The organism is Trinickia sp. HAY1-2D (genome assembly GCF_056754935.1).
The window spans coordinates 669,210-694,472 of sequence record NZ_JBPGWX010000002.1 but is presented as its reverse complement, the minus strand read 5'-3'; the positions used below and the strand labels follow the sequence as shown (position 1 = coordinate 694,472).

Here is a 25,263-nt window from a genome sequence, read left to right as displayed (position 1 = left end):
CGAGCGCGACCAGTGATCGCTCACAGGCCAAGCTGCGCCGCGAGTTCGCCGATCGTCTTGACCTCGGTGTACTCGTAGTACGGCGTGCCCGGCTCATGGCCGCGATTGATGAACGCCTTGTGCTTGATGCCGAGATCGTGCGCCGTCATCAGGTCGTAGCGCAGGCTCGACGAAACGTGCAGCACGTCCTGCGGGTTGCAGTCCAGTTGGTCGAACATGTATTCGAAGCCCCGCATGCGCGGCTTGTACGACTGCGCCTGCTGCGCGGTGAAGACCCGATGGAACGGCGCGCCGAGCTTGTCGACATTGCTCTGGATCTGATCGTCCGAGGCGTTCGACAAAATCACGAGCTTGTATTTTTTCGCGAGGCGCGAGAGGCCTTCCGGTACATCCGGATGCGGGCCCCAGGTCGGCACGGCGAGATAAAACTTTTCCGCTTCGGCTTCGTTGAATTCAACCCTCATACGCTCACACGTGCGGCGCACCGAGTTGACGACGACGTCGCGATAGGGTTTCCACGCGCCGAGCACTTCGTCGAGGCGATAGGCGGCGAAGAACGCGACGAACTTTTCCAGTTCCGCGCCCTTCAGACGATCACCATACATCTCGCGTGCCATATCCGCCATGCGGAATTTCGTCAGGGTGCCGTAGCAGTCGAAGGTGATGTATTTAGGCTCGAAGTCGATCATGATGACAATCCTTTTGTTTTGTCTAATGAACCCGTTTTGGGCTCAGTGGCGAAAGACAGATAGAAAGCGTCTATACGAAAATTAAAGCAGTCCAAAATAAGCCGTGTCGTCGATTAGGGGCGGCTCGACGATACAAATCACTCGTTCGGGACCGCTGCGACAGCAGATCGTGCTGGGGTGGCTGCGCGCCGATTCGTTCCGATTTACGGCGGCATCGTCAGCTCCGGGTATCGATGAGGACGCTCTTGAAACGAAGGTGGGCTTCATAGCCGAGCCGTCCAAGATCCTTGCCGATACCCGAGCGCTTGTATCCGCCCGTCGGCATCGCGAAGTCGTTCGTACGGCCGTAACGGTTGACCCACACCGTGCCTGCCTCCAGTGCACGCACGAGGCGTAACGCGCGGCCGATATCCGCCGTGTGAACGCCGGCCGCCAGCCCGTAGTCGGGATGCGAGGCGAGCGCGAGCGCCTCCTCTTCGGTCTCGAACGTCTGCACGGTGAGCACCGGGCCGAAGATTTCCGCGCGCACGGCTTCCGTTTGCGGTGTCACATCGGTGAGGATCGTCGGCAGGTAGAACGCGCCGGGCACGGCGGCATCCGCGCGCCGGCCGCCGCATCGCACGACAGCGCCTTGCGCTGCGCTGCGTTCGACGATGGCCTCGATGCGCGCGGCTTGCGCCTCCGAAACGATCGGTGGCAGCGTCGTGCCCGCGGCCCACGTTGCGCCGGCACGCAGCGCCGCGAATGCCTGGCCGATGCGCTCCACCAGTTCTTCGGCCACGGCGCGCTGAACGAGCAGACGCGAACCCGCCACGCAGACCTGCCCCGCGTTGCTCGAAATGGCCCGGGCGATTCGGTGCGCGACTTCGTCGATCTTCGGCGCGTCGGCGAAAACCAACTGGGGGCTCTTGCCGCCAAGCTCCAGCGTGAGCGGCTTCGTGCCGGACTCGGCGCAGGCCGCCATGATCTGGGCACCCGCGCGGGTAGACCCCGTGAACGTGACCTTGGCGATGCCCGGATGCCGCACGAGCGCATCGCCCGTCGTCGCGCCGTCGCCTTGCACGACGTTGAATATGCCCGCCGGTATGCCGGCCTCGACGGCGAGTTCGGCGAGACGCAGCACCGAGAAAGGCGTCATCTCGGAAGGCTTGACGACGACCGCATTGCCCGCCGCAAGCGCCGGCCCGATCTTCCAGGATGCCATCACGAGCGGGAAATTCCACGGCGCGATGGCCGCCACGACACCATACGGTTCGGCGATCGTCATGCCCAGATGATCGTGGTCGGTGGCCACGAGTTCACCCCCCACCTTATCGGCGAACTCGGCATAAAAACGGATGCCTTCGGCGGTGAACGGGACATCCCAGGTGTAGGCCTCCCGGATGGGCCGTGTGGAGCCGATCGCCTCGAGCGGCGCAAGTGTGCTGGCGTCGGCGGCAATCAGCTCGGCGAAGCGGCGCAGCACACGTGCGCGCTCGCGCGGCGCCATGCGCGGCCAGCCGCTCTCGCGATACGCGCGCGACGCATTGTCGACGGCGCGATCCACGGTCTGGGCATCCGCGATCGGTACCGAGGCATATGCGACGCCATCGGAAGGGCGCACAACGTCCCTTTGAGCGGTGCGCTGATCGATCCACTCGCCGCCAATGAAGTGGCCGCTGCGTATGGCGACGGAGGAAGGCTCGAACTGATCCATGATATGAAGTCTTCGAACGGTTTCGATGACACACATCGTAGTGCGAGCGCCACCGCATATTTCGCCGACAAAATCTCGCCATCAGCAGATTCGATGCGTTATCGAGCGTCGTACGGTGCGTTTTGCAGTGCATCACATTTCGACACTGCAATGAGGCGACGATAGGAAGATCGTCCTAGTCAGCCGTGGGGCACACTGTGACAGTGAATATCCGATGTATGCGCACACAGAACAGGAGGCCGACGTGCTCGATCGAATCCCCAATAGCGGCATCAGTCTGCGCGAGTTTGCGGACGACGATCTCAGCGCCGCTCACGCGTTGTCCCGGTCGGTACGCTGGCGTCACCGCCCGGAGGACTGGCGGTTCGCCGCGCACACCGGCAAGGGGATCGTGGCGGTCGATGAAGACGGAACGCTGGTCGGTTCGGCATTCGCGTGGCAGTTCGGCGGCGATGCGGCCACGATCGGGATGCTGATCGTGGCGCCCGATCACGAGCGCCACGGCATCGGCCGCGCGATGATCACGCATTGGATGCAGGCGCTGGAGCCGCGCACGCTGTTGCTCCACGCAAGCGACGCCGCTTTGCCGCTCGTCGAGCAGCTCGGCTTTCGGTGGCTGGGGCGGATCCATCAGCACCAAGGGGCGGCGTTTCATCCTCCGCTCGTATCGCTGCCGCCCGGCGAACGGTTGAGACCGGTCGGCGCCAACGACACGCCCCGGCTCGTCGAGCTCGCTTCGCGTGCCAGCGGACTCGATCGACGGGAGCTGTTGCCTGCGCTGCTCGATATCGCGAGCGGGATCGCGCTCGATCGGGACGGAGAGCTGATCGGGTTTGCGTTGTTTCGGCGCTTCGGCGATGGGCATGTCATCGGGCCCGTGATCGCGCCCGAGTCGACGGATTCGTGCCGGGCCAAGGCCCTCATCAGTCATTGGCTCGCGTCCAACGCGGGGATGTTCGTGCGCATCGACACGCCTCGCGAGTTGGGGCTTTCGGATTGGCTCGAAGACGTCGGGTTGCCGCTCGTCGATCATATCGAACGGACGGCGTACGGGGCGTCGGGTGCGGGACCGTTGGCGGCCGATACCACATCGAAGCAGTTTGCCATCACGAGTCAGGCGGTCTGGTGAGCCTGAGGCGGTCGGCTGGCAGGCGCGCCGTATAATCCCCCAGTCGCTGCCCACCGGTTTCCGCTTCGCATCGCCATGTCCGACATCGCCCGCAATCTCGACGCCGTCCAGCGCCGCATCGTGCAAGCCGCACAAGCGGCCGGCCGCGACAGCGCATCGGTCCGGCTGCTAGCCGTTTCGAAGACGTTTCCCGCCCAGGACGTGCGCACCGCATTTGCAGCAGGCCAACGCGCGTTCGGCGAGAACTACGTGCAGGAGGCCATCGGCAAAATCGAGGCGCTCGCCGAGCTGCGCGCCGATCTTGAATGGCATTTCATCGGCCCGCTGCAATCGAACAAGACGCGCCCCGTCGCCGAGCATTTCGACTGGGTCCATTCAGTCGACCGTCTCAAGATCGCGCAACGCCTTTCCGAGCAGCGCCCCGACACGCTGCCTGCACTCAACGTCTGCCTGCAAGTCAACGTGAGCGGCGAAGCGTCGAAAAGCGGCGTATCGGCCGCCGACGCACCCGCACTCGCGCATGAGATCGCCGCGTTACCGCGGCTGACGCTACGCGGCCTGATGTCGATTCCCGAACCGGCGGCCGATTCCGATGCGCAACGGGTGCCGCACCGCGTCCTGCGCGCGCTGTTCGACGATCTACGCGCGGAAGGTCTCGCACTCGATACGCTCTCGATGGGTATGTCGGCCGATCTCGAAGCGGCCGTGCTCGAAGGCGCGACGCTCGTGCGGATCGGCACGGCCGTCTTCGGTGCCCGCGACTACGCTCACTGACTTCTCCTTCAGCACGAACCATCCACCATGAAAATCGCATTCATCGGCTGCGGCAACATGGCCGCGGCATTGATCGGCGGCCTCGTCAAACGGGGCACCGCAGCCTCGGACCTCTATGCCATCGACCCCAACGAAGACGCGCGCGCGCGCATTCACGCACAGTTCGGCGTCAAGACCGGCGCGACAGCCGACACCGCATTGCGCGACTATGACGCCATCGTGCTCGCCGTCAAACCGCAAGTGATGAAAAGCGTCGCCGCCGCCTTGGCGCCGCAGTTGGCGACGCAGCTCGTCGTCAGCATCGCGGCCGGGATTCGCGGGTCCGACATCGCGCGTTGGCTCGACGGCTACACGCACATCGTACGTGCGATGCCGAATACGCCGGCGTTGATCGGCATGGGCGTCACGGGCCTCGTCGCGCTGCCGGGCGTCGATGCCGCGGGGCGCTCGCTCGCGTCCGATGTGCTGGGTGCGGTCGGCAACACGGTATGGTTCGACGACGAAGCGAAAATCGATGCGGTCACGGCCATCTCCGGCAGCGGTCCCGCCTACGTCTTCTATTTCATCGAGGCTTTGCAAGAGGCCGCGCGCCAATTGGGGCTCGGCGACGAAGAAGGCCGTGCGCTCGCGCTCGCGACGTTCGCGGGCGCGGCACAGCTCGCGGTGCAATCGGACGAGCCCGCCGGCGTGCTGCGCGAGCGCGTTACGTCGAAAGGCGGCACGACGGCCGCGGCCCTCGCCTCGTTCGAGGCGCAAGGCGTCAAGGCTGCGATCGTCAAGGGCGTACTCGCCGCCGACGCGCGTGCCAAGGAAATGGGCGACGAACTCGGCAAGCAGTGAGAAGCACTGAGCTGCGGCCGAATCGATACGATCCGCAAGAAAGTGGTGATTCGCGAGTCCCGCCTCAACGGCGGGACGATCGCCGCGCTATAGGCCGGCGATGACGTAATGCGCGGCGACGCCCGCGAAAAGTGCGCCGCCAAGCCAGTTATTGTGGAGAAACGCCGCGAAACAGGCCATGCGCTCGCGCTCGCGGATGAGCGTGTAGTGATAGGCGGCGCAGCCGAGCGCGGCCGCCCAGCCTAACCAAAACGGCCAGCCGAAACCGAGCGCCGCGCCGATCGCCGCATAGATGCCGAACACGGCGGCATAACACAGCATGACGGCGGCGACGTCGAAGCGGCCGAACGTGATCGCTGAAGTGCGAATGCCGATCTTCAGATCGTCATCGCGATCGACCATGGCGTACTCGGTGTCGTAAGCCACGGCCCAGAACACGTTGGCCAGCAGCATGATCCAGGCGAGCATCGGGACACGGTCCTGAATGGCGGCAAACGCCATCGGAATGCCGAAACCGAACGCGATGCCCAGATAGGCCTGCGGGATCGCGAAAAAGCGCTTCATGAATGGATACGAGCCCGCCACGAACAGCGCGACGACCGACAACGCTTTCGTCAGTCCATTGAGCGGCAGGATCAGCAAGAACGAAACGACCGACAGCACGGCCGCAATCGCCAGCGCTTCCCACGCCTGGATCTTGCCCGAAGTAAGCGGCCGATTCTCGGTGCGCTTCACGTAGCGATCGAAATCGCGGTCGGCGTAATCGTTGATCGCGCACCCGGCCGAGCGCATGAGCACGGTGCCCAATGCGAAGATGACGATCAGCGACGGCGCGGGATGTCCGCCCGAGGCGATCCAGAGCGCGTTCAATGTCGGCCAGAGCAGCAGCAGACTGCCGATCGGCTTGTCCATGCGGATCAAGCGCAGATAAAGCGGAAAGCGGGCAAACATCGGTGCGGACATCGCGTGGGCGGAACTGACTGAAACCGGGATCCCGCTATTTTAAGACTTAAAATCGGCAGCCGAATGCAAAAGGGACGCCCAAACAGCGGCGTCCCGTTTTTATGTGCGGTGAGGTGCGGTGGCTGGCGGGTGCCACCGATGTGGCCTCAGGCGAGCATGGCACGCAACATCCAGGCGGTTTTCTCGTGCGTCTGCATACGCTGGGTCAGCAAATCGGCCGTGGGTTCGTCGTGCGCCGCATCCGTCGTCGGAAAAATCGCGCGTGCGGTACGCACCACCGCTTCCTGCCCTTCGACCAGTTGGCGAATCATCTCTTCCGCGCTCGGCACGCCATCGGCCTCGGGAATCGACGACAGCTTCGCGAATTCCTTGTAGCTCCCCGGTGCGGGCACGCCCAGCGCACGAATCCGCTCGGCGATCGCATCGACTGCCAGCGCGAGTTCGGTGTACTGCGTCTCGAACATGAGGTGCAGCGTATTGAACATCGGCCCCGTCACGTTCCAATGGAAGTTGTGCGTCTTCAGATAGAGCGTGTAGGTATCGGCGAGCAGGCGCGAAAGACCCTCGGCGATTTTCTTGCGGTCTTTGTCGGTGATGCCGATGTCGATTTGCGATGCGGTGTTTTTCTTTGCCATGGCGGTTCCTTGCAAAAGAGATGCGAACGGTGCGAGACGGCGGATGTCCTGCGCCAACCGAAGGCGCTCGTGCTTCCCGCATCGGGGGAGCGCCAGTGTAGCCCACTCGAACGTTGCGGCGCCACCTTGGGGGCGCCCCTTGGCGGGGCCCGCATTCGTCATCGCTTGACGTCCTTACTTCGCCCGGGCCGCGCGCCGGCGCTCGATCGCATCGGCCACGCCCGCGCCGTAGGCCGGGTCGGCACGCGAGAAATGCTCGAGCTGGCGCGCGACGATGTCCTCGGGCACGCCGTCGATGTGCCCCGCGATCGTATCGAACAGTCGCGCGCGCTGGCCCTCGTCGAACAGACGAAAGAGCGCGCCCGGCTGGCTGTAGTAGTCGTCGTCCTCGCGGTGATCGTAACGGTCGATCGCGCCGGCCGCGAGCGGCGGCTCGAGGGCGCTGCGATCCTGCGCGAACTCGCCGAAGCGGCTCGGTTCGTAGTTCGGGGTGCCGCCGAGATTGCCGTCGGTGCGCATTGCGCCGTCACGATGAAACGCGTGAACCGGGCACTTCGGCGCATTGACGGGAATCTGATGATGATTGACCCCGAGCCGGTAGCGCTGCGCATCGCCGTACGAGAAAAGACGCCCCTGCAGCAGGCGGTCCGGAGAAAACCCGATGCCAGGCACCACGTTGGCCGGTGTGAATGCCGCCTGCTCGACATCGGAAAAGTAGTTCGCGGCATTGCGGTTGAGCTCGATCGTGCCGACATCGATGAGCGGATAGTCCTTGTGCGGCCACACTTTGGTGATGTCGAAAGGATTGATACCGTATCGCGCGGCATCGGCCTCGGGCATGACCTGCACGCGGAAGTGCCACTTCGGAAACTCGCCGCGATCGATGCTCGAGACGAGATCGCGCTGCGCACTCTCGCGATCGCCCGCGATGACGGCGGCGGCTTGCTCGTTCGTCAGGTTTTCGACGCCCTGCGCGGACTTGAAATGGAACTTGACCCAGAACCGCTCGCCCGCGGCGTTGATGAACGAAAAGGTATGCGAGCCGAATCCGTGCTGCTGCCGGTAGTTCTTCGGAATCCCGCGGTCGCTCATCAAAATCGTGACCTGGTGCAGCGATTCGGGATGGCGCGACCAGAAATCCCACGCCGCGATGTTGCTGCGCAGGTTCGTGTACGGGTCGCGTTTTTGCGAGTGGATGAAGTCGGGAAACTTGAGCGGATCGCGGATGAAAAAGACCGGCGTGTTATTGCCGACGACGTCCCAATTGCCCTCGTCGGTGTAGAACTTGATCGAAAAGCCCCGCACGTCGCGCTCGGCATCGGCGGCGCCGCGCTCGCCCGCCACGGTCGAGAACCGGATGAACAACGGCGTTTGCTTGCCAAGCTCCGAAAACACGGCCGCTTTCGTATAGCGCGTGATGTCATGCGTCACCGTGAACGTGCCGAATGCGCCGGAGCCTTTTGCGTGAACACGCCGCTCGGGAATCACCTCGCGGTCGAAATGCGCGAGCTTTTCGAGCAGCCAGACGTCCTGCAATGCGATGGGGCCGCGTGGCCCCGCTGTCATCGAGTTCTGGTTGTCGGCGACGGGCGCGCCTGCGGCTGTGGTGAGCTTGCTGTCGGACATAGCGGTTCCTTGGGTCGAGAGGGAGTCAGCGGCAAATCGCTGCGATCCATGGAGCCGAGCATATAGATAGCTATCGACAACAGCAAATTAATCGATTCAATCTATTCGATAGGGGCTAAAAAAACGAGGCGGCAGCGGGCCGCCCCGTCATGTCCAAGCGGACATCTTCGGCATTCAGTTCACCACGGCCGGCAGATCGAGCTTGTCGACGCCGGGCAAGTCGCAGGCGGCAATCGCTTCGCTGATCGCATCGATGGCCGGCATGCGCGTGAAGCTCTTGCGCCACGCCAGCACGACGCGGCGATCGGGCACGGGTTCGTCGAAGGGAACATAGCTGAGCAGACCGGCATCGGGGCCGCCTGCGTGCACCTTCACCTCGGGCACCGACATCCGCGGCAATACGGTAATGCCGACTCCGCTGGCCACCATATGGCGGATCGTCTCGAGCGAGGAGCCTTCGAACGTCTTCTGGATGCCGTCGGCCGTCTGCGAGAATCGCATCAGCTCGGGACATACGCCGAGGACATGGTCGCGAAAACAGTGTCCGTTGCCGAGCAACAGCATCGTTTCCTGCTTGAGGTCGTCTGCGTCGATCTTCTTGCGCGACTCCCATGCATGGCCGGACGGGAGCGCGACGACGAACGGCTCGTCGTAAAGCGGCCGTACCATGAGGCCCGTTTCGGGAAACGGCAGCGCCATGATCGCCACGTCGATCTCGCCTTGCTTGAGCAGTTCGATGAGCTTGAGCGTGTAGTTCTCCTGCAGCATCAGCGGCATCTGCGGCACACGCTTGATCATCTGCTTGACGAGCGTCGGCAGCAGATACGGCCCGATCGTATAGATGACACCGAGCCGCAGCGGCCCCACGAGCGGGTCCTTCCCCTGTTTGGCGATTTCCTTGATCGCGAGCGTCTGCTCGAGCACCCGTTGCGCCTGGGTGACGATCTGCTCGCCGATCGGCGTCACGCTGACTTCGCTCGTTCCGCGCTCGAAAATCTGCACGTTGAGCTCGTCCTCGAGCTTTTTGATCGCGACGGACAGCGTCGGCTGACTGACGAAGCACGCCTCGGCAGCGCGCCCGAAGTGTCGCTCGCGGGCTACCGCCACGATGTATTTCAGTTCAGTGAGCGTCATTGGGGGACAATCAAAACTTGGGAGTTGATAGGTTTAAGTTATACACCCGTCGCGCGAATTCGCCAACCGTATAAGCCCCAGTTTCGAGCCGAGCTCCATTCGCCCTGCCTTCGTTCATGCCTTCAGGTACTGCTCGCGCCCGCCGAGCCAGCGCGCCAGATGCGCCGCCACGACATCCGGGTATTCGGCGACGAGCCGCGCCGCGGCTTCACGGGCAGGCTCGATCAGCCACGCGTCGTTTTGCAGATTGGCAAAGCGCAGCATCGCGGCGCCGGACTGCCGCGCGCCGAGAAATTCCCCCGGCCCCCGGATTTCGAGGTCCCGGCGCGCGATCTCGAAACCGTCCGTCGTCTCGCGCATCGTCTTCAGACGCGCGCGCGCCGTCAGCGAAAGCGGCCCACCATAGAGCAGCACGCAGACCGAGGCGGTGCTGCCGCGCCCCACCCGCCCGCGCAATTGGTGCAGTTGAGCGAGGCCGAACCGCTCCGCGTGCTCGATCACCATCAACGACGCGTTGGGCACATCGACACCCACTTCGATCACGGTGGTCGCCACGAGCAATTGGACCTCGTTGCCGGCGAATGCCTCCATCACGGCCGCCTTTTCCACGGGCGGCAGCCTGCCGTGCACGAGGCCGACGCGCAACTCCGGCAGCGCCGCCGCCAGTTTCTCGAACGTTTCGACCGCCGTTTGCAGCTGCAGCGTCTCGCTTTCCTCGATGAGCGGGCACACCCAGTAGACCTGCCGCCCGGTCAGCGCCGCTTCGCGCACCCGCGCAACCACCTCGTCGCGGCGCGTGTCGGAAACGAGCTTGGTGACGATCGGCGTGCGACCTGGCGGCAGCTCGTCGATCGTCGACACGTCGAGATCGGCGTAGTAGGTCATCGCCAGCGTGCGCGGGATCGGCGTCGCCGACATCATGAGCTGGTGCGGCTGGAAATCGCTGGCCCCGTCCGCGGCCCGATGCGCCTTCGCTCGAAGCGCAAGCCGTTGGGCGACGCCGAAGCGGTGCTGCTCGTCGACGATCACGAGCCCCAGCCGCGCGAATTCGACGGTCTCCTGGATCATCGCGTGCGTGCCGATGACGAGTTGCGCCGTACCGCTGGCCGCGGCCTCCAGCGCCGCCCGTTTTTCCTTCGTCTTCAGGCTGCCCGCGAGCCACGCCACTGCCACGCCGAGCGGCTCGAGCCAGCCGCGCAGCTTGCGGGCGTGCTGCTCGGCGAGGATTTCGGTGGGCGCCATCATCGCCGCCTGATAGCCGGCGTCGATCGCCTGCGCGGCCGCCAGCGCCGCGACGACGGTCTTCCCGCTGCCGACATCGCCCTGCAAGAGCCGCTGCATCGGGTGCGGGGCGGTCAGATCGGCCGAAATCTCGGCGACGACGCGCTCTTGCGCACCGGTCAGCGCGAACGGCAGCGCTGCCCGCAGGCGGGCGCTGAGTGTCAGTGCGGCGGCTTGCGCGCCGTTCGAGGCAGCAGGCATCGGCGGGGCCGTGCGGCGACGCCGCTCTTCGTGAGCCCGTTTGAGCGAGAGCTGCTGAGCCAGGAGTTCGTCGAATTTGATCCGCGTCCACGCAGGGTGCGTACCGTCGATCAGTGCTGCTTCGTCGGCGTCCGCGCTCGGATGATGAAGCGTGCGGACGGCCTGAGCGAGGGGCGGCAAGCCGAGCCGGCGCACGCAGGCTTGCGCGAGCGGCTCGGGCAGCAATTCCGGCAAGGGCGTGCGTGCCACCGCGTTGTCGATGGCCTTGCGCAGGTAGGCCTGCGAGACGCCGGCCGTGCTCGGATAAACGGGTGTCAGCGCCTGCGGCAGCGGCGTATCGGTGTCGACGGGACGCACGCTCGGGTGCACCATCTCGAGCCCGAAAAAGCCGCCGCGCACATCGCCGCGCACCCGCAGGCGCTCGCCGACGGCCATCTGCTTGACCTGCGAGCCGTAAAAGTTCAGAAAGCGCAGAATCAGTTCGTCGCCCGCGTCGTCCCGCAGCTTCACGAGCAACTGCCGCCGCGGGCGGTAAGCGATCTCGTTGTCGAACACGACGCCTTCGGTCTGCGCCGTCTCGCCGGGCAGCAGTTCGCCGATCGGCGTGAGCGACGTTTCGTCCTCGTAGCGCATCGGCAGGTGCAAGACGAGATCGATGTCGCGCGTGAGACCGAGCTTGGCAAGCTTGTCGGCGGACTTCGCCACCTTGGCCGCCTTCGGGGCCTTGCGCGGGCTCTCCACGACGGGTTCGGCCGCGGGAACGTCGTCCGACGGATCGGGCAGGTGCGGGCGTGGCAAGGGCATCGGTCCTCTTCGCAAGTACAATATCGGCTTTATCGCATGTAAAACCGCGTTCCGGCCATGCTGCCGGAACGGGCGTTCGCGATGTTTCGCGATCATAGCGGCTCGCACGTCTGTCGGGCCGCGCCGCTTCAGGCCGACCAACGCAGCATGTTCACGCTTTCCGATTTCGATTTCAATCTGCCGCCCGAACTCATCGCACAGCAGGCGCTGCCCGAACGCAGCGCGAGCCGTCTGCTCGAGGTGGATACCGCGGCCACCCCGGCGCGCCTCGTCGATCGCCGCTTCCTCGAGTTGCCCGAGTGCCTCTCGGCCGGCGATCTGCTCGTCTTCAACGATACGAAAGTGCTCAAGGCGAGGTTTTTCGGGCAAAAGGCCAGCGGGGGAAGAATCGAGGTGCTGATCGAGCGCGTATCGGGCGAGCGCTCGGCCCTCGCCCAGATCCGCGCAAGCAAAAGCCCCGCGCAGGGCACGGTCCTGCGGCTAGCCGATGCGTTCGACGTCACGGTCGGCGAGCGTGTCGAACCGTTTTACACGCTGCATTTTCCCGAGAGCTGTCTCGATCTGATCGAGCGCCACGGCCGCCTGCCGCTGCCGCCTTACATCGAGCACGATCCGGACGCGACCGACGAGACCCGCTACCAGACCGTCTTTGCGCAACGTCCGGGTGCCGTCGCCGCGCCGACGGCCGGACTGCATTTCGACGACGACGTGCTCGCCCGGCTCGACGCGCGCGGCGTCAGGCGCGCGACGCTGACGCTGCACGTGGGCGCCGGCACGTTCCAGCCCGTGCGCGTGGAGAACATCGCCGAGCACAAGATGCACAGCGAGTGGTACCACTTGCCGGACACGCTCGTCGACGCGATCGCCGAGACGCGCGCGCGCGGCGGCCGTATCGTGGCCGTAGGCACGACGTCGATGCGTGCGCTCGAAGCGGCCGCGCGCGACGCCGAAGCGGCGGGCCGGCCGCTCGCGGCAACCTCGGCCGAAACCGATATTTTCATCACGCCCGGCTACCGTTTTCGCATCGTGGATCGGCTCGTGACCAATTTCCATTTGCCGAAGTCGACGCTGCTGATGCTCGTGTCCGCGTTCGCCGGCGTCGAGACGATCCGCACGGCCTACCGGCACGCGATCGAATCCCGCTACCGGTTCTTCAGCTATGGCGATGCGATGCTGCTCACGCGCCGCGATGACTGATGCACCGGCGCGCCGCTCGAAAACGGCGCGCGCAGCCTTTTTCCGGAGTCATGCATGACCGAAGGTCTCACCCACGAAAATCCGCCCGGCGAGGCGCCGCCCGGCGGGCTCGCGTTCGAGCTGCTCGCCACCGACGGGCAGGCCCGGCGGGGGCGCCTGACCCTGAATCACGGCGTGGTCGAGACGCCGATTTTCATGCCCGTGGGCACCTACGGCACCGTCAAGGCGATCGCCCCGCGCGAACTCGAGGAAATCGAAGCGCGAATCGTGCTCGGCAATACGTTTCACCTTTGGCTGCGTCCAGGCCTCGAGACGATTGCGGCGCACGGCGGCCTGCACGCCTTCATGGGCTGGCGGCGCCCGATCCTGACCGATTCGGGCGGCTTCCAGGTTTTTTCGCTCGGCGAGCTGCGCAAGATCACGGAAGACGGCGTCACGTTCGCCTCACCGATCAACGGCGACAAGCTTTTTCTGTCGCCCGAAGTGTCGATGCAGATTCAGAAGGTCTTGAATTCGGACATCGTCATGCAGTTCGACGAGTGCACGCCTTACGCCACGGACGGCGTACCGACGTCGCACGCCGACGCCGCGGCGTCGATGCGCATGTCGCTGCGCTGGGCAAAACGTTCGATCGATGAATTCGCGCGCCTCGGCAACCCGAATGCGCTATTCGGCATCGTGCAAGGCGGCATGTACGAGGATTTGCGCGAGGAATCGCTCGCGGGGCTGGCCGAGATCGATTTTCACGGCTTTGCGGTGGGCGGACTGTCCGTCGGCGAGCCCAAGGAAGAGATGATGCGCGTGCTCGAGCACGTCGGCCCGCGTCTGCCCGCCGACAAGCCGCATTATCTGATGGGCGTCGGCACGCCCGAGGACCTCGTGGCGGGCGTAGCGTCGGGGATCGACATGTTCGATTGCGTCATGCCCACGCGCAACGCGCGCAACGGCTGGCTCTTCACGCGCTTCGGCGACATCAAGATTCGCAACGCGACGCACAAGAATTCGCTTCGACCGCTCGACGAATCGTGCGCGTGTTATACCTGCCGGAACTTCACGCGCGGCTATTTGCATCATCTACACCGGGTAGGGGAAATTCTGGGCGCCCAGCTCAATACGATCCACAATCTGCATTACTACCTGGAACTGATGCGCGAAATGCGCGAAGCCATCGAAACTAGAACTTTCGACGCTTTTCGGATGCGATTCGCCGAGGAGCGCGCAAGGGGCGTCGACTAGCGGCGCGGGCTGCCGGTCCCAATCCCGCGCTGCCCCGCCGTCGCCTCGAGCGGCGGTGGTAAAATACGCGGCCTTTTTTTCGATCTCTCAGATCGTTCCGATCGTACTTACGGAGAATTAAACGTGTCCTTGATTTCCAACGCATTCGCGCAAGGCGGAACCGGCGGCGCCGAGTCCAGCCTGATGAGCTTTTTGCCGCTCATCCTCATGTTCGCGGTGCTCTATTTCATCATGATCCGCCCGCAGATGAAGCGCCAGAAAGAGCACCGCAGCATGCTCTCGGCGATGGCCAAGGGCGACGAAGTCGTGACCACGGGCGGCGTCGTCGGCAAAGTGACGAAGGTGAGCGACGCCTATGTCGGCGTCGAGATCGCCGAGGGCACCGAAATCGTCGTCCAGAAGGCCGCCGTCACCACGATTCTCCCGAAAGGCACGATCAAGTCGCTCTGACGCGCCGCAGCACAGGCGAAACGCGCGGCTCATCGGGCGCCGCGCGCTCGTCGCCGAGCTTCGACGCCGCTTCCTACCGCGCCTTTACGCCCACTTCCGTTCGGCCCATCCCATGAATCGTTACCCCCTTTGGAAATATGTCGTGATGGCCGTGGCGCTTGCCATCGGCCTTCTGTACACATTGCCCAACTTCTACGGCGAAGCGCCCGCGGTGCAGGTGCTGAGCGGCAAGGCAACCGTCAAACTCGATTCGTCCACGCTCTCGCAAGTCGAAGCCGCGCTCGCCGCGAACGGAATCAAGCCCGACGACGTCACGTTCGATAACGGCGCGACCAATGCGAATATCCGCGTGCGCGTCAAGGACACGGACACGCAGTTGCATGTGAAAGACGCGCTGCAAAAAGCATTGAACCCCGATCAGTCCGATCCGCAGTTCATCGTCGCGCTCAATCTGCAAAGCGCCTCGCCGCGCTGGCTGACCGCGCTGCACGCGTTGCCGATGTATCTCGGCCTCGATTTGCGCGGCGGCGTGCACTTCCTCATGCAGATCGACATGGCCGGCGCGCTGAGCAAGCGCCTCGATGCCGATGCCTCGGATGCGCGCACCAATTTGCGCGAGGCGAATATCCGCGACGGCGGCGTGAATCGCGTCGGTCAATCGGTCGTCATCCGCTTCGCCGAGGCAAGCGTGGCCGACACGGCGCGCACGCAGCTCGCGCGCTCGATCCCCGAGCTGCAATGGAACTCGCGGCCGGCCGCGGACGGCGGCACGGAGCTCGTCGGCACGTTCTCGCCGGCTCAGCAGCGCAGCGTCGAGGAAGCGGCCGTCAAGCAGAACATCACGACCCTGCATAACCGCGTGAACGAACTCGGCGTGGCGGAACCGGTGATCCAGCAGCAAGGCGCGGACCGCATCGTCGTCGAGCTGCCCGGCGTGCAGGACACCGCCAAGGCGAAGGAGATCATCGGCCGCACGGCAACGCTCGAAGCGCGCCTCGCCGATCCCGTCAACACGCATCCGCAACCGGGCGAAGCGGTCCCGGCCGGCGACGAACTGTTCACCGAAGGCAATCAGGTTCCGGTGCTGCTGCGCAAGCAGGTCATTTTCACGGGCGACAGCATCATCGACGCCTCGGCCGGCTTCGACGAACATCAGCGCCCCTCGGTCAGTATCCGCCTGAACTCGACGGCGGGCCGCGCGGTGGCGAGCGTCTCGCGCGATAACATCGGCAAGCCGATGGCGATGGTGCTGTTCGAAAAAGGCAAGGGCCAGGTGCTGACGGTCGCGACGATCCAATCCGAGCTCGGCGACCGGTTCCAGATCACGGGCCAGCCGACGCCGCAGGCCGCAGCGGACCTCGCGCTGCTGCTGCGCGCCGGCTCGCTCGCCGCGCCGATGGACATCATCGAAGAACGCACGATCGGCCCGAGCCTCGGCGCCGACAACATCAAGAAGGGCTTCGATTCGGTCGTCTACGGCTTCGCGGCGATCACGGTCTTCATGGTCGCGTACTACCTGCTCTTCGGCGTCGTTTCCGTCATCGGCCTGTCGGTGAACCTGCTGCTGCTCGTTGCCGTCCTCTCGATGCTGCAAGCCACGCTGACGCTGCCGGGTATCGCGGCTATCGCGCTTGCGCTGGGCATGGCGATCGACTCGAACGTGCTCATCAACGAGCGCGTGCGCGAAGAGCTGCGCAACGGCGCGCCGCCGCAGCTCGCGATTCAGAACGGCTATGCGCATGCGTGGGCCACCATCATCGATTCGAACGTGACGACGCTCATCGCCGGCCTCGCGCTGCTCGCGTTCGGCTCCGGCCCCGTGCGCGGCTTCGCCGTCGTGCACTGCATCGGCATTCTGACGTCGATGTTCTCGGCCGTGTTCTTCTCGCGCGGTCTCGTCAATTTCTGGTACGGCGGCAAGAAGAAGCTGAAGTCGCTCGCGATCGGCCAGGTCTGGCGTCCCGCGGGCGCCGGCGCGCCCTACACCGGCGCCGATGCCGAGACCGACACCGCGCAGGCGAGCGCTGCCCTCGCCTCGCCGGAGGCACGCACGCCGGCCAAGGGCAAGGGGGCGCGCGAAAGCAAGCCTGTACTGCGCAACCGCGCGCGCGAAGGCGCCAGCGCGCCGCGCAAACCGGGCTCGCCCCGCTAACGGGCCGACCTAGGCTCCGGAGAGAAGAACATGGAATTTTTCCGCATCCATAAAGACATTCCGTTCATGCAGCGCGCGTTGATCTTCAACGCGATTTCGTTCCTCACGTTCTTTGCCGCGGTGTTCTTTTTGCTACACCGTGGGCTGCATTTGTCGGTGGAGTTCACGGGCGGCACCGTGATCGAAGTGCAGTATCCGCAGGCGGTGCAGCTCGAGCCCGTGCGCGAGACGCTCGGCACGCTCGGCTACGCCGACGCGCAGGTGCAGACGTTCGGGACTTCGCGCGACGTCATGATCCGCTTGCCGCTGAAGGCCGGGCTGACGTCGTCGCAGCAAAGCACGCTCGTCATGGCTGCTCTCAAGCAGCACGACGCGGCCGCGCAATTGCAACGCGTCGAGTTCGTCGGGCCACAGGTCGGCAAGGAGCTCGCCACGAACGGCCTGCTTGCGCTCGCCTGCGTCGTGGCGGGCATCATGATCTACCTGTCGTTCCGCTTCGAATGGAAGTACGCGGTGGCCGGTATCGTCGCGAACCTGCACGACGTCGTCATCATTCTCGGCTTCTTCGCCTTCTTCCAATGGGAGTTCTCGTTATCCGTGCTGGCCGCGGTGCTCGCGGTGCTCGGCTATTCGGTCAACGAGTCCGTCGTGATCTTCGACCGGATTCGCGAGACGTTCCGCCGCGAACGGAGGATGAGCGTCATGGAGGTCATCAATCACGCCATCACGAGCACGATGTCGCGCACGATCATCACGCACGGTTGCACGCAGATGATGGTGCTGTCGATGTTCCTGTTCGGGGGGCCGACGCTGCATTATTTCGCGCTGGCGCTCACGATCGGCATTCTGTTCGGCATCTACTCGTCGGTATTCGTCGCGGCCGCGCTGGCGATGTGGCTCGGCGTGAAGCGCGAAGACCTGCTCAAGGAAACGCGTCCGCGCCACGATCCGAACGATCCGAACGCCGGGGCGGAAGTCTGAGACTCGGCAGCATCGGTAACATCGAGAACGCGCGGCTCATCCGAGTCGCGCGTTTTTTCTGGTACACGGCCCCTGATGGCAGGGTCGCCTTCCATTCACCTCATGCCGAGCACCCGCCGCGCCGCGATGAGTGCCGCAAAGCTCACCGCCGCCGCGAACATGAGATAAAAGCTCGGCGCGACCTTGTCGCCCGTTGCCCGGATCAACCACGCAATGATGAACGGGCCGAAGCCACCGAAGATCGTGACCGCGATGTTATAGGCGAGCGACATGCCGGTCGTGCGGGTCGCCACGGGAAAGAGCTCCGACAGCAGCCCTGGCAGCGCCGCAAAATACCCGGTCATCAGGAGCCCCAAGCCGATTTGCACGGCGATCAGCACGCCTGTCGTGGGTCGTCCCACGAGCCACGCGAAGGCCGGATACGCGAGCAAAAGCATGAGCGCAGCCGAAGCAGACATGATGCCCGTGCGCCCATACCGGTCGGACAGATGCCCGACGAGCGGTGAGCAAACCATCTGGATCGCGCCGGTCAAAACAATTGCGGCGAACGAGATCGACGAAGGGAGCTTCAGCTGCTTCACTGCATAAGTCGGCATGAACAGCACAAGGTACGTCGAGACCGTGCCAAGCACCACGATACCAATCGCCACCGCCAGCCGCGTCTTGTGCGCGGCGAACGTATCGGCCAGCGGCGTGCGCGTCGTCTCGGCCGCGAGGAACTCCGGCGTTTCGTCGACATTCGAGCGGATGTAATAGGCAATCGGCCCCAGCAGCAGACCGAAGATGAACGGCACGCGCCATCCCCAGGTCGACAGTTGCTCGGGCGTGAGCGCGCCCGTCAGCACGGCACCAAAAACAGCGGCCAGCACCGTGGTAAGACCTTGGCTCGCCACCTGCCAACTCGCAAAGAATCCGCGCCGCTCGGGCCGGTGTTCGGCCAGAAACGCAGTGGCGCTGCCGAATTCCCCGCCGGCGGAAAAACCCTGCATGAGCCGCGCGAGCACCAGAATGAGCGGCGCCGCCACGCCTATGCGCTCGTAGGTCGGTAGCACGGCAATGATTGCGGTGCCGACCATCATGAGCAGGATCGACAGCGTAAGAGCGGCTTTGCGTCCCGCGCGGTCCGCGTAGGCGCCGATGACGACGGCGCCAAGCGGGCGCATGAAAAACGAGACGCCGAAGGTTCCGAGCGTGAGCAGCAGCGAGACGGTTTCGTTGCCCGCGGGAAAGAAAAGCCGGGCGATCAAAACGGCAAAGAATCCGTAGACGACGAGATCGAACCACTCGAGTGCGTTGCCGATGGATGTTGCAACAACTGCCCGCCACACGCCATTGCGCGCCGTGGCCGGTCGTGCCGTCAAAGTCTCGCCCATGCTTGCCTCCTGGGTTGTTTTAGGGGAGCGGTGCCGCGGCAAGTATCTATCGCAAATTTGAGGCGCGCAACGGAGGAGCGGCAGGTGTCTATGCGAAAAAAAGCCGCCCCGGCTCGATGCGCGAAGCGGCTCGTTCCCTGAGCGCCGGGTCTTAAGCCCGTGCTGAGCGGTTATTGCTGCTTGATACCCTCGGCCTGGATGCGCAGCGCCGTTTCCATCTTGAACCCGTACTTCTTGCCCATATCGATGCCGAATTCATCGCGATCGAACATCGTGCTGGCCTCGACACCGCATACCTCGCGTTTAAGCATCGGATGCGGCATGCACTTGAACGATTCGATCTTCAAGTTCACGGGCTTCGTGACGCCGTGCAGCGTCAGCGTGCCGATGACTTCGACGGGCTTGTCGCCGTCGAACTTGATCTCGGTGCCCTTATACGTCGCCGTGGGATATTTCGCCACGTCGAAGAACTCGTTGCCGACCAGATGTTCGTCGAGCTTCTTGTTGCCGGTATCGATCGAAGCCGCATCGATCGTGACGTCGACCGTGCCCGTCTTCGCCTGGCGATCGAGCGTCACCGTGCCCGAGCTCTTCGTGAACTTGCCACGCCAGACCGAGAGACCGCCGAAATGGTCGGCCGCGAAACTCGGATAGGTGTGATTCGGATCCAACTGGTACGTATCGGCAGCGAATGCGGCGCCCGAAATCGAGGCGGCAAGTGCCGCGGCGATGAGCAGATTGGTCTTCATTGATTCTCCTGATGCGTGCCGCCATCCGGGCGGCGAAAAGGGTTGATTGCGTGCGGCGAAGTCCAACTCGGGAAGTTCAGCCCTTCTTGGCAGCGGCGACGATATGGAACTTGATGGTCACGTCGTCGGCCACGACCGACGTATCCTTCCACTCGCCCGTCCCCACGTCGAACGCGGAACGCTTGATCGGCAACGCGCCATCGAAGACCTGCGTCGCGCCTTGCTGTGTCACCGTCACGGGCACGACAACGTTCTGGCTCTTGCCCTTGATCGTCAATTTGCCCGTCACGTTGTACTTGTTGCCGCCTGCCGGCGCGATGGCACTCGAGACGAAGGTCGCGCTCGGGTAAGTCTTCGCATCGAACCAGTCCTTGCCGGCTACCTGCTGGTTGTACTCTTTGTCGCCGAGATCGTAGCTCGCCACATCGATGGTGAATTGGGCGCTGCCCGTCGTGGGCTTGGCCGGATCGAAGCTGATTTGCGCCGTGAACTTCGTGAACTTGCCGTCCACGGGCACGTTCATCTGCTTGGAGGTCGCGACGATCGAGCTCTTCGCGGTATCGACCTGTGCCTGGGCCAGGCCGGCGGCGGCCATCGACGCCGCGGCGAACGCCGCCAGCATGTAGCGGTAAAACGATGCTTTCATTGTCATTTCCGTTCAGAGATCACTTGAGAAACGGAATCATCCGGGCGAGCAGCTTGTCCCGGTCGATCCATTGATGCTTGAGCGCGGCCGCGACGTGCGCCAGCACGAGAATGCCGAGTCCGTAATCGAGCGTAATATGCGCGGTCTTGAGGATCGCTTTCCACTCCGGGTTCGGATCGATGATGCGGGGCAACGGAATGAGCCCGAGATAGACGACGGGCACGTTCGCGGCCGAGCTATAGAGGTACCCTGTAACGGGGACCGCAATCATCAGCAGGTACAGCAGCCCGTGCACGGCGTTCGCAGCCGCGCGCTGCCAGGCGCTCATACCGGACGGCAGCGGCGGCGCCTCGTGCGTCAGACGCCACAGGACGCGCACGAGCGCCAACGCGAACACGGTCACGCCAATCCACTTGTGCCACGAAAAATAGCGCAGCTTCTCGGGGGTGAAACCGGGAATGCGGGTCATGATCCAGCCGATCGTGAATCCGCTCACGATCAAAAGTGCAATCACCCAGTGAAAGGCGATTGCAATACGCGTATATCCGTCTGATCGCGCAAAGGAAGGCTGACGTTTGGTCTGCATGGCAAGGCATCGAGTGACATGAAAGCGGGCCCGCTACCCGGATACTGATGAAACGAATATGTCCCGCTCGCTATTCCAACGGGCGCCATCGTACCGCAACCTGAAAATACGTGCGGGATCGCAAACGGGCTTCTCGCCGGCGGCCGCTGCCCGCTGCAAAGTGCCCGCGCGCCGCGCCGATCGGCCCAATCGTTCGATCGGCGAGCCCGTCCGCGGGACGCGCGGCGCCCCCTCGAAGGTCCATTTGGTAAGATGGGCGCGGACTTGCGGCACATCCGCACATCGCGCGGACGCACCGCGGCCCGCGATGAAACCAGGACGAAAGCCCGCCGCCCATGAATCGCTTGGATCTGATTGCATGCCACGAATGCGACGCACTGTTGCGAAAACCGCATCATGCGCAGCAGATGAACACGCGTTGCCCGCGCTGCGCGGCGTTGCTTTTTCGCTCGAGCGCGACCCGCCTCGACCTGATCGCCGCGCTCGCGGTCGCCGCCCTGATCACCTTCCTGATCGCGCAAGGCTTTCCGATCGTCGAACTCGATCTGAATGGCACGACTTCCCAGACCACGCTGATCGGTGCGATCGGCGTGCTATGGAACGATGGGATGGAACTCGTCGCCGTGGCCGTCTTCTGTTCGACGTTTCTATTTCCGCTCGTGGAACTCGTCGCGCTGCTCTATGTGCTGATGCCGGTTCGCTCGGGCGTCGTGCCGCCCGCCTTCGATCTGGTTTTGCGGACCATCCAGTTCGTTCGGCCGTGGGGGATGGTCGAGGTCCTGATGCTCGGCATCCTCGTCACCATCGTCAAGATGACGAGCCTCGCCCGCGTCGTGCCCGAGGCCGCGCTCTTCGCGTTCGGCGGGCTGACGCTGATGCTGGCCGTCGTCGTCATGTTCGATCCGCGCGCGCTCTGGGATATCGCGGACGCCTTGCGCCCGTCCCCGGCGCCCCGTACACGCACGCAGGGCGGCATCCCGCGTGCGTCGGCGCACCGCCGATAGACGCCCGATGAGCTATCTCACCGCGGCCCGCGCTGGATTCATCGCCTGCCACGCATGCGGCAACGTCGAAGTCCGCGCTGCGCCGCGCCGCGCGCGACAGCATTGCTCACGCTGCGGCGCCGCGCTTCATCAGCGTCAGGCGAACAGTATTTCGCGCACCTGGGCGCTCCTGATCGCGGCGGCGTTGCTCTACATTCCCGCTAACCTGTTGCCCGTGCTCCATACGAGTTCGTTGTTCGGCGACCAGGACGACACGATCATGAGCGGCGTCGTCTATTTCTGGGTCTCCGGAGACTGGCCGCTTGCCATCATCGTCTTCGTTGCAAGCATTCTCGTACCGATGCTCAAGCTCACCGTGCTCGCGCTGCTCGCGATCACGGTCCAGCGGCGCACGCCGTGGCGCCCGCTCGAACGCACGCGGCTTTACCGGCTCGTCGAGCGCATCGGCCGCTGGTCGATGCTCGATGTCTTCGTCATCACGCTGACCGTCGCGCTCGTACGGTTCAAGTCTTTCGCCGTCATCACGGCCGGTTGGGGCGCGCTTGCGTTCGCCTCCGTGGTCGTGCTGACGATGCTCGCTTCGATGCAGTTCGATCCGCGCCTCATCTGGGACGCTGTGCACGACGAAAGCGGAGCCGATACCGCCGACAGTGCGCCACGCCGCCCGCCCGACTCAGGACCCTCATCATGACCAGTTCGCAAGGACAGCCCCCCAACGCCAACGGCGGTTCGCCCGGCGGCCCGGAGCTGCCGCCCGATTTGCCCGAGCCCTTGGCAGCGAAACGCAGTTGGCTGCCCTCGCTCGTCTGGCTCGTCCCGCTCGTTGCCGCGCTGATCGGTATCGGCCTCGTCGTCAAATCGGTGATCGATCGCGGGCCGACCATTACGATCAGTTTCTCGAGCGCCGAGGGCCTCGAGCCGGGCAAGACGAAGGTGAAGTACAAGGATGTCGATATCGGCGCGGTCAAAACGATACGCTTGTCGAAGGACCATCACCGCGTGCTCGTGGAAGTCGAGCTGACCAAGGAGGCCGAGGACTTCGCCGTCGAAGACACGAAATTCTGGATCGTGCGCCCGCGCATCGGTGCGAGCGGCGTAACGGGGCTCGGCACGCTGCTGTCCGGCTCGTACATCGGGGTGGACGCCGGCCGCTCGCGCAACGCGCAATCCGATTTCGTCGGGCTCGAAAAGCCGCCGGCCGTGACGGGCGACCTGCGGGGTCGCCGCTATACGCTGCAAGGCGGCTCGCTCGGCTCGCTCGATATCGGCTCGCCCGTCTATTACCGGCGCGTGCAAGTGGGACAAGTGGTCGGCTTCTCGCTCGACAAGGACGGCACCGGCGTGACGGTCGAGGTATTCGTCAATTCGCCCTACGATCAATATGTCGGCACAAATTCGCGCTGGTGGCATGCGAGCGGCGTCGATCTACGGCTCGATTCGAGCGGCCTGAAGCTCAATACGCAGTCGCTCGCCACCGTCATCGTCGGCGGCGTCGCGTTTCAGTCGCCGCCAGGGCAAGCCGTGGGCCAGGCCGCACCCGACGATGCGGTCTTCCGGCTCGCCAGCGACGAAAGCAGCGCAATGCGCGAGCCGGACGGTCCGCCGCTGTCGGTGGTCATGAACTTCAACCAATCGGTGCGCGGACTGTCCCCGGGCGCTACCGTCGATTTCCGCGGAATCGAGCTCGGGGAGGTGACGCGAATCGGCGTCGAGTACGATCCGAAGGCACGCAATTTCACGATGCCCGTCACGATGAACCTCTACCCCGACCGGCTCGGTCAACAGTTCCGCGACGCCATTGCACGCGGCGGACCGACCGCGGGAATGGAACTGCTGGGCACGCTCGTCGCGCACGGGCTGCGCGGCCAGCTGCGTACCGGCAATCTGCTCACGAACCAGCTCTATGTTGCGCTCGATATTTTCCCGAACGCGCCGCGGGCGTCGTTGGACATGCGGCATGCGCCGCTCGTATTGCCGACGGTGCCGAACACGCTCGAAGAGCTGCAGTTGCAGGTGGCCGACATCGCGAAAAAGATCGACAAGATCCCGTTCGACGAGATCAGCCAGAATCTGAACGGCACGCTGAAGAACGCCAACAACCTCTTCAAGCAGCTCGATACCGAACTCGCCCCGCAGGCGCGCGACACGCTCGCCGCGGCGCGGCAAACGTTCGGCGCGGCGCAGGCCACGCTGCAGCAGGATTCGCCGCTGCAATCGGATATGCATCAGGCGCTGAACCAACTCACGCAGACGCTGCAATCGCTGAACGCGCTCGCCGATTATCTCGAGCGGCATCCCGAATCGCTATTGCGCGGCAAAGCCAAGGATGGCCATCCATGACCTCCATTCGCACTTCTTGCCGGGCCGGACTCGTTCGTGCCGCGGTCTGGGCCAGCGCCGCGGCGCTCGTTGGCTGCGCCTCGCCCACGAGCCGGTTCTATACGTTGAGCGGCGCGAATGCCGGCAGCGACGGAGTGGTGCCGGCAGCGGCCGCGCTACGTCCGACGACGGCTCCCGCGTTGTTGTTCGAGGTGCCCCCCGTCGACACGCCGGCCCAGGTTTCGCGCAACCAGCTCGTCGTGCAGGCCGGCGATGCGCGCGTCGACGTGCTCGAGCAGGAACGCTGGGCCTCGACGCCCGCCGATGAAATCCGCAGGGCGCTGTCGGGCGATCTGGCCGTGCGCCTGGCCTCGTTCGATGTGTATGGCGCGCCCTATCCGGCAGGCGTGCCGGTTTATCGCATCACGGTCAACGTGCGCCGCTTCGAATCGTGGCCCGGTTCGCGCGCTGTGCTCGATGCGGTCTGGAGCGTGCGCGCCGTACGCACGCAGGCCGTGCTGACCTGCCGAACCGTGGCGAGCGAGCCCGTCGAAGCCGGCTACCCCGCGCTCGTCGATGGTCACCGCCGCGCCGTCGCACAGATGGCCGACGACATCGCGGCCGCCGTGCGCGCGTTGGCGGCGCGGCCGGCCGCCGCAGCGGGCGCGGCGGCAAGCGGCTGCGCGTCGGGAAGCCAGAGCGCTGTGAGCAGTTCGAACTGACCTGACAGCGCAGCAAGATTGGACGCCGGCACGTCCGTCGCGGCAGCGCCGGATTGAAAACGGTTTCGCCGCGCAC

23 protein-coding genes are annotated in these 25,263 nt (G+C 64.6%); 12 read left to right on the top strand and 11 right to left on the bottom strand.

Going from position 1 to position 25,263, the window contains the following annotated elements; genetic code table 11:
* Positions 1–20: 20 nt before the first annotated feature.
* Positions 21–689: a haloacid dehalogenase type II gene (locus ACR9ZC_RS10245; RefSeq protein WP_331567982.1), complete on the bottom strand. Its 669-nt coding sequence runs from the start codon at positions 687–689 to the stop codon at positions 21–23.
* Between the two features lie 217 nt (positions 690–906).
* Positions 907–2,385: an aldehyde dehydrogenase family protein gene (locus ACR9ZC_RS10240; RefSeq protein WP_481580183.1), complete on the bottom strand. Its 1,479-nt coding sequence runs from the start codon at positions 2,383–2,385 to the stop codon at positions 907–909.
* Between the two features lie 214 nt (positions 2,386–2,599).
* Between ACR9ZC_RS10240 and ACR9ZC_RS10235 the strand changes: the two genes are divergently transcribed.
* The 3 genes from ACR9ZC_RS10235 to proC all read left to right on the top strand — a co-directional run bounded on the left by ACR9ZC_RS10235 (position 2,600) and on the right by proC (position 5,128).
* Entirely contained in the window at positions 2,600–3,514 is a 915-nt protein-coding gene (locus ACR9ZC_RS10235; RefSeq protein ID WP_481580182.1) for a GNAT family N-acetyltransferase, read from the top strand.
* Positions 3,515–3,589: 75 nt separating this feature from the next.
* A complete protein-coding gene (locus ACR9ZC_RS10230) occupies positions 3,590–4,288 on the top strand; it encodes a YggS family pyridoxal phosphate-dependent enzyme (RefSeq protein ID WP_481580181.1) in 699 nt (232 codons plus the stop codon).
* Between the two features lie 27 nt (positions 4,289–4,315).
* Positions 4,316–5,128: a pyrroline-5-carboxylate reductase gene (gene proC, locus ACR9ZC_RS10225; RefSeq protein ID WP_481580180.1), complete on the top strand. Its 813-nt coding sequence runs from the start codon at positions 4,316–4,318 to the stop codon at positions 5,126–5,128.
* An 87-nt stretch (positions 5,129–5,215) separates the two neighbouring features.
* On the opposite strand, the gene ubiA is transcribed toward proC, so the two are convergent.
* The 5 genes from ubiA to recG all read right to left on the bottom strand — a co-directional run bounded on the left by ubiA (position 5,216) and on the right by recG (position 11,772).
* A complete protein-coding gene (gene ubiA / locus ACR9ZC_RS10220) occupies positions 5,216–6,079 on the bottom strand; it encodes a 4-hydroxybenzoate octaprenyltransferase (protein WP_481582636.1) in 864 nt (287 codons plus the stop codon).
* A gap of 158 nt (positions 6,080–6,237) precedes the next feature.
* On the bottom strand, positions 6,238–6,726 hold the full coding sequence (locus tag ACR9ZC_RS10215) for a Dps family protein (protein WP_331567987.1): 489 nt from the start codon (positions 6,724–6,726) through the stop codon (positions 6,238–6,240).
* Between the two features lie 174 nt (positions 6,727–6,900).
* Positions 6,901–8,352, bottom strand: coding sequence for a catalase (locus ACR9ZC_RS10210; protein ID WP_331567988.1), 1,452 nt, complete (start codon positions 8,350–8,352; stop codon positions 6,901–6,903).
* Between the two features lie 174 nt (positions 8,353–8,526).
* Complete coding sequence (locus ACR9ZC_RS10205) at positions 8,527–9,486, bottom strand: hydrogen peroxide-inducible genes activator (RefSeq protein ID WP_331567989.1); 960 nt, start codon at positions 9,484–9,486, stop codon at positions 8,527–8,529.
* Positions 9,487–9,600: 114 nt separating this feature from the next.
* Positions 9,601–11,772 carry an ATP-dependent DNA helicase RecG gene (recG, locus tag ACR9ZC_RS10200; RefSeq protein WP_481580179.1) on the bottom strand — a complete coding sequence of 724 codons (2,172 nt, stop codon included), beginning with the start codon at positions 11,770–11,772 and terminating at the stop codon, positions 9,601–9,603.
* A 147-nt stretch (positions 11,773–11,919) separates the two neighbouring features.
* Here recG and queA point away from each other — a divergent pair, with 147 nt between their 5' ends.
* From queA to secF, 5 genes are all read left to right on the top strand, one after another.
* Complete coding sequence (gene queA, locus ACR9ZC_RS10195; RefSeq protein WP_481582635.1) at positions 11,920–12,969, top strand: tRNA preQ1(34) S-adenosylmethionine ribosyltransferase-isomerase QueA; 1,050 nt, start codon at positions 11,920–11,922, stop codon at positions 12,967–12,969.
* Between the two features lie 54 nt (positions 12,970–13,023).
* Positions 13,024–14,205: a tRNA guanosine(34) transglycosylase Tgt gene (gene tgt, locus ACR9ZC_RS10190; RefSeq protein WP_481580178.1), complete on the top strand. Its 1,182-nt coding sequence runs from the start codon at positions 13,024–13,026 to the stop codon at positions 14,203–14,205.
* Between the two features lie 123 nt (positions 14,206–14,328).
* Positions 14,329–14,655: a preprotein translocase subunit YajC gene (gene yajC, locus ACR9ZC_RS10185; RefSeq protein ID WP_331567992.1), complete on the top strand. Its 327-nt coding sequence runs from the start codon at positions 14,329–14,331 to the stop codon at positions 14,653–14,655.
* A 112-nt stretch (positions 14,656–14,767) separates the two neighbouring features.
* Positions 14,768–16,807 carry a protein translocase subunit SecD gene (secD, locus tag ACR9ZC_RS10180; RefSeq protein WP_481580177.1) on the top strand — a complete coding sequence of 680 codons (2,040 nt, stop codon included), beginning with the start codon at positions 14,768–14,770 and terminating at the stop codon, positions 16,805–16,807.
* Positions 16,808–16,837: 30 nt separating this feature from the next.
* Positions 16,838–17,788 (top strand): protein translocase subunit SecF, encoded by a 951-nt coding sequence (gene secF, locus ACR9ZC_RS10175; protein ID WP_481580176.1) that lies wholly within the window; start codon positions 16,838–16,840, stop codon positions 17,786–17,788.
* Positions 17,789–17,883: 95 nt separating this feature from the next.
* On the opposite strand, the gene ACR9ZC_RS10170 is transcribed toward secF, so the two are convergent.
* The 4 genes from ACR9ZC_RS10170 to ACR9ZC_RS10155 form a co-directional block, all read right to left on the bottom strand.
* Positions 17,884–19,161 (bottom strand): MFS transporter, encoded by a 1,278-nt coding sequence (locus tag ACR9ZC_RS10170; protein WP_481580175.1) that lies wholly within the window; start codon positions 19,159–19,161, stop codon positions 17,884–17,886.
* 170 nt (positions 19,162–19,331) lie between these two features.
* Positions 19,332–19,910: a YceI family protein gene (locus tag ACR9ZC_RS10165; protein ID WP_481580174.1), complete on the bottom strand. Its 579-nt coding sequence runs from the start codon at positions 19,908–19,910 to the stop codon at positions 19,332–19,334.
* 76 nt (positions 19,911–19,986) lie between these two features.
* A complete protein-coding gene (locus ACR9ZC_RS10160; protein ID WP_481580173.1) occupies positions 19,987–20,556 on the bottom strand; it encodes a YceI family protein in 570 nt (189 codons plus the stop codon).
* Positions 20,557–20,575: 19 nt separating this feature from the next.
* Positions 20,576–21,142, bottom strand: a complete 567-nt coding sequence (locus ACR9ZC_RS10155; protein WP_481580172.1) for a cytochrome b — start codon at positions 21,140–21,142, stop codon at positions 20,576–20,578.
* 335 nt (positions 21,143–21,477) lie between these two features.
* On the opposite strand from ACR9ZC_RS10155, the gene ACR9ZC_RS10150 reads away from it, so the two are divergent.
* Genes ACR9ZC_RS10150 through ACR9ZC_RS10135 form a run of 4 tightly spaced genes read left to right on the top strand, consistent with a single transcriptional unit; the run spans position 21,478 to position 25,187 of the window.
* Positions 21,478–22,146, top strand: coding sequence for a paraquat-inducible protein A (locus ACR9ZC_RS10150; protein ID WP_481580171.1), 669 nt, complete (start codon positions 21,478–21,480; stop codon positions 22,144–22,146).
* Positions 22,147–22,153: 7 nt separating this feature from the next.
* Complete coding sequence (locus tag ACR9ZC_RS10145; RefSeq protein ID WP_331570986.1) at positions 22,154–22,837, top strand: paraquat-inducible protein A; 684 nt, start codon at positions 22,154–22,156, stop codon at positions 22,835–22,837.
* Entirely contained in the window at positions 22,834–24,486 is a 1,653-nt protein-coding gene (locus ACR9ZC_RS10140; protein ID WP_440561702.1) for a PqiB family protein, read from the top strand. Before ACR9ZC_RS10145 ends, ACR9ZC_RS10140 begins: the two co-directional genes overlap by 4 nt.
* Positions 24,483–25,187 carry a PqiC family protein gene (locus ACR9ZC_RS10135; protein WP_481580170.1) on the top strand — a complete coding sequence of 235 codons (705 nt, stop codon included), beginning with the start codon at positions 24,483–24,485 and terminating at the stop codon, positions 25,185–25,187. The genes ACR9ZC_RS10140 and ACR9ZC_RS10135 overlap by 4 nt, the downstream gene beginning before the upstream one ends.
* Positions 25,188–25,263: the final 76 nt, after the last annotated feature.

Bases quoted from the DNA above. Each gene is read 5' to 3' on its own strand.
- ACR9ZC_RS10245 (WP_331567982.1), bottom strand. From the start codon at position 689: ATGATCGACTTCGAGCCTAAATACATCACCTTCGACTGCTACGGCACC.
- ACR9ZC_RS10240 (WP_481580183.1), bottom strand. From the start codon at position 2,385: ATGGATCAGTTCGAGCCTTCCTCCGTCGCCATACGCAGCGGCCACTTC.
- ACR9ZC_RS10235 (WP_481580182.1), top strand. From the start codon at position 2,600: ATGTATGCGCACACAGAACAGGAGGCCGACGTGCTCGATCGAATCCCC.
- ACR9ZC_RS10230 (WP_481580181.1), top strand. From the start codon at position 3,590: ATGTCCGACATCGCCCGCAATCTCGACGCCGTCCAGCGCCGCATCGTG.
- proC (WP_481580180.1), top strand. From the start codon at position 4,316: ATGAAAATCGCATTCATCGGCTGCGGCAACATGGCCGCGGCATTGATC.
- ubiA (WP_481582636.1), bottom strand. From the start codon at position 6,079: ATGTTTGCCCGCTTTCCGCTTTATCTGCGCTTGATCCGCATGGACAAG.
- ACR9ZC_RS10215 (WP_331567987.1), bottom strand. From the start codon at position 6,726: ATGGCAAAGAAAAACACCGCATCGCAAATCGACATCGGCATCACCGAC.
- ACR9ZC_RS10210 (WP_331567988.1), bottom strand. From the start codon at position 8,352: ATGTCCGACAGCAAGCTCACCACAGCCGCAGGCGCGCCCGTCGCCGAC.
- ACR9ZC_RS10205 (WP_331567989.1), bottom strand. From the start codon at position 9,486: ATGACGCTCACTGAACTGAAATACATCGTGGCGGTAGCCCGCGAGCGA.
- recG (WP_481580179.1), bottom strand. From the start codon at position 11,772: ATGCCCTTGCCACGCCCGCACCTGCCCGATCCGTCGGACGACGTTCCC.
- queA (WP_481582635.1), top strand. From the start codon at position 11,920: ATGTTCACGCTTTCCGATTTCGATTTCAATCTGCCGCCCGAACTCATC.
- tgt (WP_481580178.1), top strand. From the start codon at position 13,024: ATGACCGAAGGTCTCACCCACGAAAATCCGCCCGGCGAGGCGCCGCCC.
- secD (WP_481580177.1), top strand. From the start codon at position 14,768: ATGAATCGTTACCCCCTTTGGAAATATGTCGTGATGGCCGTGGCGCTT.
- secF (WP_481580176.1), top strand. From the start codon at position 16,838: ATGGAATTTTTCCGCATCCATAAAGACATTCCGTTCATGCAGCGCGCG.
- ACR9ZC_RS10170 (WP_481580175.1), bottom strand. From the start codon at position 19,161: ATGGGCGAGACTTTGACGGCACGACCGGCCACGGCGCGCAATGGCGTG.
- ACR9ZC_RS10165 (WP_481580174.1), bottom strand. From the start codon at position 19,910: ATGAAGACCAATCTGCTCATCGCCGCGGCACTTGCCGCCTCGATTTCG.
- ACR9ZC_RS10160 (WP_481580173.1), bottom strand. From the start codon at position 20,556: ATGAAAGCATCGTTTTACCGCTACATGCTGGCGGCGTTCGCCGCGGCG.
- ACR9ZC_RS10155 (WP_481580172.1), bottom strand. From the start codon at position 21,142: ATGCAGACCAAACGTCAGCCTTCCTTTGCGCGATCAGACGGATATACG.
- ACR9ZC_RS10150 (WP_481580171.1), top strand. From the start codon at position 21,478: ATGAATCGCTTGGATCTGATTGCATGCCACGAATGCGACGCACTGTTG.
- ACR9ZC_RS10145 (WP_331570986.1), top strand. From the start codon at position 22,154: ATGAGCTATCTCACCGCGGCCCGCGCTGGATTCATCGCCTGCCACGCA.
- ACR9ZC_RS10140 (WP_440561702.1), top strand. From the start codon at position 22,834: ATGACCAGTTCGCAAGGACAGCCCCCCAACGCCAACGGCGGTTCGCCC.
- ACR9ZC_RS10135 (WP_481580170.1), top strand. From the start codon at position 24,483: ATGACCTCCATTCGCACTTCTTGCCGGGCCGGACTCGTTCGTGCCGCG.